The organism is Pseudomonas sp. SWI44 (genome assembly GCF_002947915.1).
GTDB lineage: Bacteria > Pseudomonadota > Gammaproteobacteria > Pseudomonadales > Pseudomonadaceae > Aquipseudomonas > Aquipseudomonas taiwanensis.
In genome coordinates this window covers 5,017,352-5,030,204 of record NZ_CP026674.1, presented here as the reverse complement: position 1 = coordinate 5,030,204, position 12,853 = coordinate 5,017,352, and the positions used below count along the sequence as shown (strand labels likewise).

Here is a 12,853-nt window from a genome sequence, read left to right as displayed (position 1 = left end):
GCCATAACCGAGTGAAACCATCCCCCTCCAGCCTTTTGCTGGAGTTGCGCATGGCAAGTCGACGAGGGCAGTCCGATGGTATCTGTAGAAGCATCTCCCATTACCCCGCAAGACAAAGTGTTTTCGACGGCCGAATGGCAGGCGCTGGGCAATCACTGCGCGGCGCACGACGTTACATCGGGCACGCCCCACACTCGACTGTCACTGGACCAGTGGCTCACCACGTTGACCCGCCACTGCCAGGCCGATGTCGATCCGTTGCTGGCTTTGCGCGTGGGCCAGGACATGCACCTGACCGCCTACGGCATGGTGGGCTTTGCCCTGCTCAGCAGCGCCAACCTGCGTGAAGCCCTGGAGGTCGCCAACCAGTTCGCCTTGCTGATGAACCTCAAGCATCGCCTGCTGCTGAGCGTGGACGGCGATTGCGCGCACATCCTGCTGCAGGAGTCCTTCCCGTTGCTGGGCGCGGCCAGGCACTACAGCACCTTGTTGGAGTCAGCCAAGCTACTGACCCTGCTGGGCGATATCCTCGGCCACGGTTTCACTGCCCAGCAGGTCAGCCTCAATGTGGTAGGCGATACCCGAGACGCGCAGGCCATCGCCCGCACCTTGGGGGCGCCCACCTACCTCAACAGCACCGAGAACCGCATCAGCTTTTCGCGCCAGTTTGTCGAACAGCCATTGCCGCAATCCCATGCAATGACCTATCAGTCCTGCGAGGCGGTGTGCAGGGACCAGATGCGCGAACTCAGCCAACGCTACGACCTGTGCTACCAGGTGCAGAAGATGCTGCTGGCATCCCCTGAACACATCCCCTCGCTGACGGAGGTTGCCTCGCGCTTGCACCTGTCGCCACGTACCCTGCGCCGCAAACTGGAAACCACGCAGAGCTCTTACAACCAGATCCTGGAGGATGTACGCAAGAAACTCGCCATCCGCTACCTGCTCGACACGCCGCTGACCACCGAGGCTATTTCGGAGAAGCTCAGCTACAGCGATGCGGCCAACTTTCGTCACGCCTTCAAACGCTGGACCGGTACTGCCCCTCGGGCGTTCCGGGCGCAGTACCGTGACAATGACTGGACCATGCCGGCGCCGCATACCATGCCAGGGGATATGGGCAATGTCCGCTACGCCCCAGCTTGACCGCCCTTCAACAAAAAAGGCGTCCCGCATGGGACGCCTTTTTTTGAGCCTGTAACGGTTACATCACAAGCCTACCGACACCCGTTTCGCGGCCAGCCGCGCCACATCGCGGTAGCCACCCTTCTGGCTTACCGTCGTGACCAGGCGCATCGCCAGGTAATAGGCCAGTACGCACACCGCCATTGTCGGCATGGTCGCCCCCACGTAACGGAACGACGGGCCCACGGCCAGGGTCAGCGGGTCGAACAGCGCCAGGTACACCACGGCACCGAAGACGATGGTGGCCATGGCCACCCAATTGACACCGCCCCAGTACCAATACGCCCCTTCGGCATTTTTCACGAACAAATGCGCAGGCAGCACGCGCTGGCGGCGCAACACCAGGTAATCGGTGAGCATCACGGCCGCCATACCGGCGAAGATCGCGCTGTTGTAGGCCAGCCAGTTCATCACATGGCTGATCAGCCACTGCGTGTTGAAGGCCACCACCAGCCCTGGCAACAGCAATACCAGGATGATCATGTCCCAGCGCATGCGGGCGAAGAAGCGCACCTGCTGCACCGAGACACCGGCAAAATAGAAGAAGCTGATCAGCGTGCCCAGATTGGCCAGCAGCAACAGCGAGACGATCACCGTACCCAGCCCGTTGCCGGCCGTCTTGACCACCCACTCGGCAGGCTCAGTGGAGCCTGTGGCCACGGCGGCCAACGCACCTACAGCCGTCGTGAAGCCCGCACCAATCAACCCTGCCCCCAGCAGCGACGGCGTGATCAAGTGCTTGCGCTTGCGGATCAGCCGCGCGATACCGCCGAAGAACGGCACGCTGGTCAAGGCGTTGGACGCGCCGAATTCCACCCCGTAGGCCAGTTGCTGCAACGGATCGTTGCTGTAGGCCAGCTTGGCGTCGACGTTGGTGTGCAGCAGCGCGCCCAAACCGGTGTCGCGGGTGATCAGGTACAACAGCACGCAGGCAATCACCAGCACCGCCGGCGAGGTATAGCGCGTGAGCAAGGCAACCATGGCCGGACCCTTGCGCAGTAGGATCCACACCAGCGCCAGCATCAGCACCGAGACCAGCGCGACAAAGCCATTGTCGATTTCGCCGCCGGGGTTGAAGAGAATTTGCTGCAAGCGCCCTGCCGCCTGGCCGGTCATGGCAATCAGCACGAACGACCAGCCCAGAGTGGACACCAGGATCAACGCCAGCAACAACGACGAGCCGCGGGTGCCCATAGAACTCTTGGCGGCGTCTACCGGGTCCACGCCGTGGCGGTAGCAGATCATGCCGGCCGCAAGGTAGGTAGGCACCAGCCCCACGATCAGGCCGATCAGGTAACCGGCGATACCGATGGAGGTATTGCCGATATAGGCGATCGACGCCCCGAACAGGTAGTTGAAGCTGGCCGCGCCGATAGCAACGCAGGCGGCCAGCAGCGACCCGAAATTATTGTAGAGTCGGTCAGCACCTTGCACGGGCAACCGCCCGGCCAGGGACTCACGCGACATTGCACTGCTCACATCCGCACCCGAATTGCTCATGAGATTCCTCTGCTGAAACATCGACAACACAGGCTTGAATTATGCGGGGGCTGCACGTACTCAACAGGTGCGGCGCGGCCAAATTACCGGTGATCGCCCACAAACGAAAAAGCCCGTAGCCGCCGCAGGTTGCACGGCGCACCGGGTACGCTGCAGATTTTCCGGGAGGCACAGGGCCCGCGCAGCCTGGCGGCAGCGGCTACAGGCCAGCAGCTTGTAGCCGCTGCCGCAGGCTGCGCGGGGCATCGGATACGCTGCAGATTTTCAGTGAGGCACAGGGCCCGCGCAGCCTGGCGGCAGCGGCTACAGGGCGACAGATTGTAGCCGCTGCCGCCAGGCTGCGCGGGCCATTAGAGACGCTAAAGAGCGTCAAGTGAGGTGCTTTACAGGCCGACAGTAACCTTCTTCGCTTTCCATTGCGCAAGGTTGCGGTAACCGCCCTTCTCACTCGAAGCAATCACCAGCCGCATGGCCGCGTAGTACGCCACGATGCACAGGGCAAAGGACGGCATCGCCGCGCCCAGGTAGCGGAACGAGGGCCCTACCGCCAGGGTCATGGGGTTGAACAACGACAGGTAGGAACACACCCCCAGCACAATCACGCCCATCGCCACCCAGTTCACGCCGCCCCAGTACCAGTAGGCGCTGTCGCGGGTCTTGACGAACAGGTGGGCCGGCAGCACTTGCTGACGACGCAACAGCAGGTAGTCGGTCAGCAGGATGCCGGCAATGCCGACGAACATGGCGCCGTTGTACGCCAGCCAGTTCATCACGTGGGCGATCAACCAGTCGGTCTGGAACGCCACCACCAGCCCGGGCAGCAACAGGATGCCGATGATCATGTCCCAGCGCATGCGGGCAAACACGCGGATTTGCTGCACCGACACGCCCGCCAGGTAGAAAAAGCTCACCAGGGTGCCCAGGTTGGCCAACAGCAGCACGCAGACGATCACGGCGCCCAGGCCATTGCCGGCGGTCTTGACCACCCACTCGGCAGGCTCGGTGGAGCCGGTGGCCACCGCTGCCAGCGCCCCTACGGCAGTGGTAAAGCCCGCACCCACCAGGCCTGCGCCCAACAGGCACGGCGTGACCAGATGTTTACGCTTGTGAATCAGCCGCGCCATGCCGCCGAAGAACGGCACGATGGTCAAGGCGTTGGAGGCGCCGAATTCCACCCCATAGGCCAACTGCAGCAGCGGGTCGGTGGTGTACGCAAGTTTGACGTCGACGTTGGTGTGCCACAGCGCCGAAAAACTGGTATCCCGGGTGATCAGATACAACAGCACGGCGGCAATGATCAACACGGCCGGCGACGTGTAGCGGGTCAACATCGCCACCATGGCCGGGCCTTTCCTGAGCAGCAGCCAGACCAGCACCAGCATCGCCACCGCCACCACGGTGACCACTTGCGGGTCGATGCTGCCACCAGGATGGAACAGCACCTGGTACAACCTGCCGGCGGCCTGGCCGGTCATGGCCACCAGCACGAAGCCCCAACCCAGTGTGGTGATCAGAATCATGAACAGCAGGAGCGCCGAGCCACGGGTGCCCAAGGCACTCTTGGCAGCGTCCACCGGGTCCACGCCATGCCGGAAACTGATCATGCCAGAGGCCAGGTACATCGGCCCCAGGGTCATCATCAGGCCAATCATGTAGCCAATGATGCCGATGGCCGTATTGCCGATGTACGCCAGGGAGGCGCCGAACAGATAGCTGTAACTGGCAGCGCCCAACGCAATGGCGGCGTTGAGCAACGGTCCGAAACTGGTGTAAAGGCGCCCGCTGCCCGCCACGGGCAAACGGCCCGCCAGGGTTTCCCGGGAAATCAGCCCGCCTACATCTTCACCTGAAGTGCTCATGGTCAACCCTCGATCAGATGTAGAAGCCCACCAGGGCCCACAGGACAATACCGGCGATAAACCAGGCGGCGGCGCTGAAAATGATCGAGCCCGTGGGCAGGCTGGTTTCATCGCTGAGGTTTTCGGGCGAATTCAAGGCGACCAGGCTTTTGACCAGATCAAGGTCAAGGTCACCGATCGACTCATCGATCAGGAAGGAATGGTCGCCGGCAATATGAAGGCTGGATGCGTCACGCATGAGCTGCTCCTGAAACACGGTAGAGGGCAGGAATTCTGGAAAGTCGTTGTTGTTATAAGCGCAGCGGCGTCCTGGCAGGGTGGGCCGTTTTCAGGCCCGGTCATCCGCTTCCATCGGACGCTTCGATTATGCGCCGGCCACTTTCGGCAAACAGGTGCAGAGGGGACATTTTGCGGGATGTTGCGCCTCCTCTGCCAACCTGCCGCCCAGTGGTCGATCAGTCGGGGCGACGGAACACTTCGTAGACCGCCGGCAACTCGTCGACTTCATGGCCGCGAGCGGCCGTGGTGTCGACGCAATCGGCGAACAATTGCAGCAATCGGTAATCGACACCGGCATTGCGAGCACGCTTGAGCAGCGACTGCACGCCCAGCGAGTGCACGTGAATCGAGGCTTCGTTGCCCGAATAATCCTGCGTATCAATGGCTTCGATGCTGCGCTTCCAAGTGCTCTCGATCACCGGTTTGAACGCGGCCAGGGCGGTCTTGAAGTCCTTGATGTCGACCTGCTCGGCCTGCAGCATCGCCGCGCTCTGCATCAGCGCGAAGGTGTTGCCGTAGTACATGGTCAACAGGCTGCCATCGAGCAGGTTGGCCGCCGACGGTTTGGCGCCGACGTAGGTCATGCGCCCGCCCAACAAATTCAACGCCGCTTCATGGCGCGCCCACACGGCCTGGGGGCCGGACACCAGCAACAGGCACTCCGGGCCACCGACCTTGGTGGGGTAATCCATGATTGCGCCGTCCAGGTAGTCCACGCCGATCTCGGCCGCCCATTGAGCACCCGACTCGGCCTCCTTGCCGTCACCGGTGGTCAACTGCACCACAGTCTTGCCCTTGAGCAGCGCAGTGACGCTGCCCTGATGGAACAACGCATTGCTGGTGGCGTAGTCGGCCAGGCACACGATGATCAGGTCTGCCGCACTCACCGCCGCCTCGAAGCTGGGTGCGGCGCTGGCACCCAGGGCTACCAGCGGTTCCGCCTTGGCCGCAGAGCGGTTCCACACCGTGACGTCGTGGCCTGCCTTGATAAACGGCGGCACCAGGGCTGCCCCCATTTGCCCCAGACCAATGAACGTTACCTTTGAACCCTTCATGCCCATTCCTCTTTGCTGGAAAAAGATGCGCGGCGTCCACCGCACGGCACGAAGACTGTAGGTACCCGGGGCCCGGCAAAACAGGTGACAGGCGGCCAACATAGGGCTCCCCACAGGACAGGTGTCGACACGCTGCAGCGTGGCCGCATCAACGCCGAAAATTGGCCCCTGCTCACCTGTTGGGCCTCGCCCGTGGCGCCCTACCATGAGCCCACAAGCACCAGTCAGGCGGGGCGCGCCCCGCATCTCACCCTTGGAAGAGAGAGCGAACGATGAGCATCATCCAGGCAGAACACATCATGTTGAACGACCCGGCACACGTGCGGGTACCCTTCGATCCCAAGTACGGCCATGGCTCGGCGTTCATCAACGGCACCTACGTGGACCTGGACAACGCTGCCATCCCAATGGCCGACCTGGGCTTCACCCAGGCTGACGCCTGCTACGACGTGGTCAGCGTCAGCAAAGGCTACCTGTTCCGCCTGGAAGACCACCTGGAGCGTTTTGAAAGCGCCTGCGCCAAGTTCCAGTTGACCAACCCGTACACCAAGGCTCAGACCACCGAAATCCTCATCAACCTGATCAAGCAGGCCGGGGCCAAGGAAGCCTACGTGTGGTGGGCGGTGACCCGCGGCTTCATGCCCGATGGCGGCGACCGTATCAACCCCAAAGCCTATGAAAACCGCTTCTACGCCTTCGTGGTGCCGTACGTCTTCATCGCCGATGACGAACAGCGCGCCCGCGGCATCGACCTTATGGTCAGCAAACAATTCATCCGCATCCCACCCAAAGCGGTGGACCCTACGGCCAAGAACTTCCACTGGATGGACCTCAAGCTGGCCCTGTTCGAAGCCAAGGCCGCCAACAAGGAATGGTCGGTACTGTGCGACGCCGATGGCTACCTGACCGAAGCGCCGGGTTCCAACATCTTCCTGATCAAGGATGGCGCACTGTACACACCGGATTCCGGCTGCCTGGAAGGCATCACCCGCAAGACCACTCTGGAGCTGGCCGCGCAACTGGGCCTGCCGCTGCACGTGGAACGCGTGCACGTTGAACAACTGCTCAACGCCGATGAAGCCTTCCTGACCTCCACCGCTGGCGGCGTGATGCCGATCAATACCGTCGACGACCGCGTATTGGGTGGCAAGGCCGGCCCGGGTGAGCTGACCACCCAACTGCACAATCTTTACTGGACCCAGCGCTGGGATGGCTGGCTGGGCACCGCCGTGGACTACAGCGAACCGGCTGCCGTTTAAGTCCGTCACCGGAGGGTGGCCACGCCGCCCTCTTCCTGCGTCTTCTTGCCCCCGACAGGTAGTTTATGGCCAGCGCATTCAAGAAAATCACCCTCGATACCCCCAAGGAAGAAGTACTGAAAATCCTGCGTGAAGACGCAGGTGTCATCATCAAGGGCATGCTCACCGCCGACCAGGTGGCGCGTTTCAACGCCGACGTCCAACCTGAGCTGGACAAGATCCCCGCCGGTTCGTCGAAGACCAACGAGGGTGCCCAGGACTTTCACGGTGCCAACACCAAACGCCTGACTAACCTTGTGACCCACAGCAAGACCTTCCGCGAAGAAATCATCGACCACGACAAGGTCCACCAACTGGCCCACGCCATTCTCAGCCCTTGGTGTGACACCTACTGGATGGGCACCGCCCAGGTCATCGAGATCGGTCCGGGCAACAAGGCCCAGCCGCTGCACCGCGATTTCGAAAACTACATGGCGTTCAAGGAAATGGGCATCAAGGCCCCGGACGTGATCTGCAACTTTCTGATTGCCCTGAGCCCCTGCACCGAAGAGAACGGCGCCACTCGCATCATCCCCGGCAGCCAGTACTGGCCTGACTACGATGATCGCGGCACGCCGGAAATGACGGTCCCCGCGGAACTTGAACCCGGTGATGCGCTGTTCTTTACCGGCAAGATCTCCCACGGTGGCGGCGCCAACGTGACCACCGATCAATATCGCCGCGCCGTGGCCTTCACCTTCAACCTCGGTTGGCTGGTGCCCGAAGAGGCGTACCCGTTCGTGGTGGACATGGGGCTGGTGCGCACCCTGTCCCCGCGCGTACAACAGATTCTGGGGTTCCGCTCGTTCACCGCCGACCTATATGGCCTGCCAGGCCTGTGGCAAGTGAACTATGAAGAAATCGCCGATTATATCGGGCTCAACACCCCTACCTGATGCCTCCGCGCCCTGGCTACCCGGGGCGCTCCCATTTCCTGCGCCGAGGTCCACCATGTCTGCTTTGATCAAACCATCCGTCAGCGTCCTGGGCCTGGGTGCCATGGGCGGCACGCTGGCCCGCACGCTATTGAAGGCCGGGTTCGACGTCACCGTCTGGAACCGCAACCCGGAGCGCGCCACGGCCCTGGTGCACGAAGGCGCACGCCAGGCGCCCAGCGCTGGTGAGGCGATCCAGTCCAGTCCCCTGACCATCATCTGCATGATTGACAAGGCTGCGGCACTGAGCGTGCTGCAAGCGCTGCCCTCGGCGCTGAGCCTGAGCGGCAAGACCCTGGTCAACATGAGCACCGGCACGGTCGACGACGTGACCTTGAGCGCCGAATGGGCAACGCGCAGGGACGGCCGCTACATCGACGCCGGCATCATGTGCTACCCCAAGGAAATCGGCCTGACCACTACCACCATCCTCTATTCCGGTGACATCGACGCATACCATGCCCACAGCCAAACTCTGAAACTGCTGGCAGGCAACCCGAAATTCCTCGGTGCCGACCCCACGGCCTGTACCCCGGCGTACCTGGCCTTGTACGCCTTCTACTTCGGCGCCTTTGCCGCCTGGCTCGAGGGCGCGGTACTGGCCTCAACCGCGGGCGTGTCAGCAGATGCCTTCAAGACCCTCTCGCCAATCATGACCGACATGCTGGTGGAGGGCATCAACACCGCCGCCGAGCGCATCACTGCCAGCAACTACAGTGGTGAACAGGCGTCGGTAGACGTGCACGTGGCCGGGCAGGAAGTGGTGCTTGATGCACTGGTGCGCGCCAAGGCGCCGCATGCCAGCACCGACGCCTACCTCACTTACTGCCGGCAGGCCCAGACAGCTGGTATGGGCGACCTGGACATCGCCGTGCTGTTCAAAGCCATGCACCCCTGAACCCATCTTGCCCGGGACCCGACCATGACTACCCTCACCCAACGCGTCGCCATCATCGGCCTTGATCACATCGGCAGCACCATTGCCCGCACCTTGGCCAACCAGGGGTTTGAAGTGGCTGGGCTTGACCCGCTGCGCGCCAACCAGGTGGCACCCTGCGACGGGTTCACGCTGGTGCGCAACCTGGAGCAGGCCATCGACAGCAGCGACGTGGTGATCACCTGCTTCCCCGACCAATTGCTGATGAACGCCCGGCTGTGCAGCCCCGAAACGACCTTCGGCCTGCACGGCAAAGCGCTGATCAGCTTCAACACCAGCCAGACACGGCCAGCGGCTTCAGCACGTTCCATGGGCGAGTGGGCGCGCAGCGAACACATCGACTACTTGGAAATCAGCCTCCATGGCGACGCCGATGCCATCGGCCAGCACGCCTGTGAACTGCTGTGCTCCGGTCCGTGGAAGGCCTACCAGCGGTTGCAGCCGCTGTGCCGCACCCTGAGCCCGGCCCTGACCTACCTGGGCAGCGACTGCGGCGCCACCCTGGACGCCTGATTCCCCCGCCCGCCGTAATCCTGTAGCCGCTGCCGCTAGGCTGCGCTGGCCCTCCCACTGAAAACCTTCAGCGCACGCCGGGGCCCGCGCAGCCTGCCGGCAGCGGCTACAGCCGTTCATCGAAATTAAACCGGCGATCGAACATCTGTCACTTGACCTAGGTCGGTCGACCGTATTTAATCGGTCACATGACCTAGCAAGTGCAACTGTGCTTGCCCTGGCCAGTTTTGATGCATTGCCTACCTGATAGACCAACAACAAGACAGGGCGCTGAACCGCAGCCCTGAAAAAGGTCAGGAGATAAAAATGAGGTCAAAGACCCGTCCCGGCGCCGTGGTTTTGCCACGCCCGAACCTGCTGTACGTTGCCCTTGCTTGCTACCCGTCAAGATCACCCCCGGCCTGCCCACGCCACCCCTGAATGTCCGAATGAACCGACGCGGATGATCCGTCGCCACGGCGATCGCTCGCAGTCACATTGGCTTGGCTACACCGTGAGGGCAGTACGATGGGACAGATCGAAACCACACCTATCACCTTGGATGACAAGGTCTTTTCCACTGCGGAAATCCTCGCGGCAGCCGGCCTGCTGGGCAGTGAAGCGCAGTTGAGCGAATGCCTGGCCGCAGGGGGCATGTCCCTGGCTGACCTGGCCAATCCGCAGAGCAAAATCTCGCTCAATCAGCAATCCTCGATCCACGCTGCCTTCAATCGCGCCGCCGCCAACCCGCTGCTGAGCCTGCAGGTAGGCAAGCGCCTGCACCTCACCTCCTACGGCATTGTCGGGTTTGCCATGCTCAGCAGCGCCACCTGGCGCGAAGCACTGGAAACCGCCAGCCACTTCGGCCTGCTGATCAACCTGAAGATGAGCCTGCACCTGCAGGTCGAGAACGATGTTGCGATGCTGCAGCTCAGTGACCAATACGGCCTGATCAGCCCGGAGAACGCCTTCTGGTACCACCTGGAAGTGTCCAAGTTGCTGACCCTGCTGCAAGACATCCTGGGCCGCGAGTTCGCCTGCGAAGGCATCGAACTGGCGGTGCAAGCCAATGCCCAGGAGCAAGCCGATATTCAAGCCAGCTTCGGCGTTCCGGTCAGTTTCACCCGCGAGCGCACGGCCATTCGACTGGCCGCTCACTGGCTGGACAGTAAGCTGCCACAGTCCAACAGCATCACCCACAGCAGTTGCAAGGCCAACTGCCAGGCGCAACTGCGCGAGATCGTGCAGAAGTACGACATCAGCTATCAGGTGCAGAACCTGCTGCTCAATTCCGGTGACTGCATTGCCTCGCTGTCCGACATTGCCGACCACCTGCACCTGTCGCCGCGCACCCTGCGCCGTCGTCTCGATGCCTTGGGAACCTCCTACAACGCCCTGCTGGTGGAAGTGCGCAAGAAGCTCGCAATTCGCTACTTGCTGAACACGCCCATGACCACCGAAGCCATCTCCGAACAATTGAACTACAGCGATGCCGCCAATTTTCGCCATGCCTTCAAACGCTGGACCGGCCGTTCACCACGTGAATACCGCGTACTGAACAATGGCGGCAAATACGCTTCGCGCTTTGCCCAGCCTGCCGCCTACGGCATGGCCTGAACACCCGAGCACCACCCCCGGCATCGACCCCTTCCACGAACAAGGGGTTGGATGCCGGTTTTATTCTGCAGCGCCCATTCAACCTGAAGTGGAGCCATTAGATGGACATGAATCTGGCTGGAAAAGTGGTTGTCATCACCGGTGCCAGCACCGGTCTTGGCCGTGGTATCGCCCTGCGTCTTGCCGATGAAGGCGCCAGCCTGGTAATCGGCGACATCAACGAAGCCAGCCACCCTGGCGGGTACGATGAGCAACCCGACCTCACCACGGCCGCGCTGATTGCCGAGCGTGGCGGCCGGGCTCTGTTCCAGCATTGCGATGTCACCCGCAGTGGCGACCTGACCGCCTTGGTAGAGGCTGCCACCCGCGAATTCGGTCGTATCGATGTCATGATCAATAACGCCGGGGTTTATCGCGATGGCAAGCTGATCCATGATTTCAGCGAAGCAGAACTGGACCTTTGCCTGAACGTCAACGTCAAGGGTACCTTCTTCGGCGCCCAGGCTGCGGTTCGGGCATTCCTGCAACAGGGCGGTGGCGGCAACATCATCAACCTGGTTTCAACCGCAGGGCTTGGCGGCCACCCGTGGCAGTCGGTGTACAACATTTCCAAGGCCGCGCAGGCCAACATAACCCGCTGCCTGGCCATTGAATACGGCCATGAAGGCATCCGCGTCAACGGCATCTGCCCCACTTACGCCAAGACCGCACTGACCCGCGCCCTGCTGGAACAGCCGGGCTACGTGGATGACTTCAGCGAAAGTATCCCCCTCAAGCGCTGGGGCGAAATCAGCGACGTCGCCGACCTGGCCGTGTTCCTGGCCTCCGACCGTTCCAGCTACATCCACGGCGCGTTGGTGCGCATCGATGGCGGCGAAACCCTGTCGCGCTACTCCGTATAACCGGTAACCGCTGCAACCCCTGAAAATCTTCACCGAACCACAGGCCCAGCGCAGCGGATACAGATCTAACCAGCACTCTGTAGCCGCTGCCGCCAGGCTGCGCTGGCCTGGGTGAACCCCGAAGATCTTCAGTGAGGTACAGGGCCAGCGCAGCCTGCGGCAGCGGCTACAGCCATATGGCGTCCCAGAGGGGGTAGTCACCCAAGCGTTCTACCAGGCCGGCGCGCAAAGGGTTGGCGACCACGTAACGAGCCGCATGCTTGAGGTTGTCTTCCGTACGCAGCGCCCGGTCGTGATAGCCCTTTTGCCAGAGCCGCCCTTGCCCTTGGCGGGCAAGGCTGATGGTCAAGCTGCTGCGTGATTTGACTCGGCACATCAACTCTCCCAAGGTGCACTCGCGCAATTCGATCAACCAATGCACATGATCGGGCATGACCACCCACGCCAGCGAGCTCACCAGCCCCTGCTCATGCGCGCCGCGCATTTCGTGAACCAGCAACCGGCCTAACCGCCAATCGCTAAAAACCGGGCAACGGCCGTCAGTGACAGCCGTCAGAAGATAAACCCGTCCCGCTTCACTCCAGCGCCCCTCGCGCAACCGATGCCCCAAGGTACGAGTTCGCATCCTTGCGTCTCCTTCGTCAATGGAAACGCAACCTTAGAGCGCTCAGCCCATCGCGGCACCCTCCAAATCAACAGCAGATATGACAACCATGTAGCCGCTGCCGCCAGACTGGGCAGGCCTGCGTGAAGACTGGGGATTTTCAGTGAGGCATAGGGCCTGCGCAGCCTTC

General features: G+C 62.1%; 12 protein-coding genes. 7 read left to right on the top strand and 5 right to left on the bottom strand.

Annotation, left to right across the window (positions count from 1 at the left end; translation table 11 throughout):
• The first annotated feature begins 75 nt into the window (after positions 1–75).
• Positions 76–1,146, top strand: a complete 1,071-nt coding sequence (locus tag C4Q26_RS23790; protein ID WP_104883674.1) for an AraC family transcriptional regulator — start codon at positions 76–78, stop codon at positions 1,144–1,146.
• A gap of 63 nt (positions 1,147–1,209) precedes the next feature.
• Here C4Q26_RS23790 and C4Q26_RS23785 read toward each other — a convergent pair whose 3' ends face one another.
• The 4 genes from C4Q26_RS23785 to C4Q26_RS23770 form a co-directional block, all read right to left on the bottom strand.
• On the bottom strand, positions 1,210–2,685 hold the full coding sequence (locus tag C4Q26_RS23785) for a cytosine permease (RefSeq protein WP_158664912.1): 1,476 nt from the start codon (positions 2,683–2,685) through the stop codon (positions 1,210–1,212).
• Positions 2,686–3,068: 383 nt separating this feature from the next.
• Complete coding sequence (locus C4Q26_RS23780) at positions 3,069–4,544, bottom strand: cytosine permease (protein WP_104883672.1); 1,476 nt, start codon at positions 4,542–4,544, stop codon at positions 3,069–3,071.
• 13 nt (positions 4,545–4,557) lie between these two features.
• Complete coding sequence (locus C4Q26_RS23775) at positions 4,558–4,782, bottom strand: hypothetical protein (protein WP_104883671.1); 225 nt, start codon at positions 4,780–4,782, stop codon at positions 4,558–4,560.
• A gap of 217 nt (positions 4,783–4,999) precedes the next feature.
• Complete coding sequence (locus tag C4Q26_RS23770; RefSeq protein ID WP_158664911.1) at positions 5,000–5,878, bottom strand: NAD(P)-dependent oxidoreductase; 879 nt, start codon at positions 5,876–5,878, stop codon at positions 5,000–5,002.
• Between the two features lie 272 nt (positions 5,879–6,150).
• Here C4Q26_RS23770 and C4Q26_RS23765 point away from each other — a divergent pair, with 272 nt between their 5' ends.
• From C4Q26_RS23765 to C4Q26_RS23740, 6 genes are all read left to right on the top strand, one after another.
• Entirely contained in the window at positions 6,151–7,137 is a 987-nt protein-coding gene (locus C4Q26_RS23765; RefSeq protein ID WP_104883669.1) for an aminotransferase class IV, read from the top strand.
• 65 nt (positions 7,138–7,202) lie between these two features.
• Positions 7,203–8,072 (top strand): phytanoyl-CoA dioxygenase family protein, encoded by an 870-nt coding sequence (locus tag C4Q26_RS23760; RefSeq protein WP_104883668.1) that lies wholly within the window; start codon positions 7,203–7,205, stop codon positions 8,070–8,072.
• 55 nt (positions 8,073–8,127) lie between these two features.
• Positions 8,128–9,009 carry an NAD(P)-dependent oxidoreductase gene (locus C4Q26_RS23755; RefSeq protein ID WP_158664910.1) on the top strand — a complete coding sequence of 294 codons (882 nt, stop codon included), beginning with the start codon at positions 8,128–8,130 and terminating at the stop codon, positions 9,007–9,009.
• Between the two features lie 24 nt (positions 9,010–9,033).
• Positions 9,034–9,561 (top strand): NAD(P)-binding domain-containing protein, encoded by a 528-nt coding sequence (locus C4Q26_RS23750; protein WP_104883666.1) that lies wholly within the window; start codon positions 9,034–9,036, stop codon positions 9,559–9,561.
• A gap of 507 nt (positions 9,562–10,068) precedes the next feature.
• Positions 10,069–11,157, top strand: coding sequence for an AraC family transcriptional regulator (locus C4Q26_RS23745; protein WP_104883665.1), 1,089 nt, complete (start codon positions 10,069–10,071; stop codon positions 11,155–11,157).
• Between the two features lie 101 nt (positions 11,158–11,258).
• On the top strand, positions 11,259–12,059 hold the full coding sequence (locus C4Q26_RS23740) for an SDR family NAD(P)-dependent oxidoreductase (RefSeq protein WP_256583315.1): 801 nt from the start codon (positions 11,259–11,261) through the stop codon (positions 12,057–12,059).
• A 166-nt stretch (positions 12,060–12,225) separates the two neighbouring features.
• Here C4Q26_RS23740 and C4Q26_RS23735 read toward each other — a convergent pair whose 3' ends face one another.
• Positions 12,226–12,684 carry a transposase gene (locus tag C4Q26_RS23735; protein WP_104883664.1) on the bottom strand — a complete coding sequence of 153 codons (459 nt, stop codon included), beginning with the start codon at positions 12,682–12,684 and terminating at the stop codon, positions 12,226–12,228.
• Positions 12,685–12,853 lie beyond the last annotated feature (169 nt).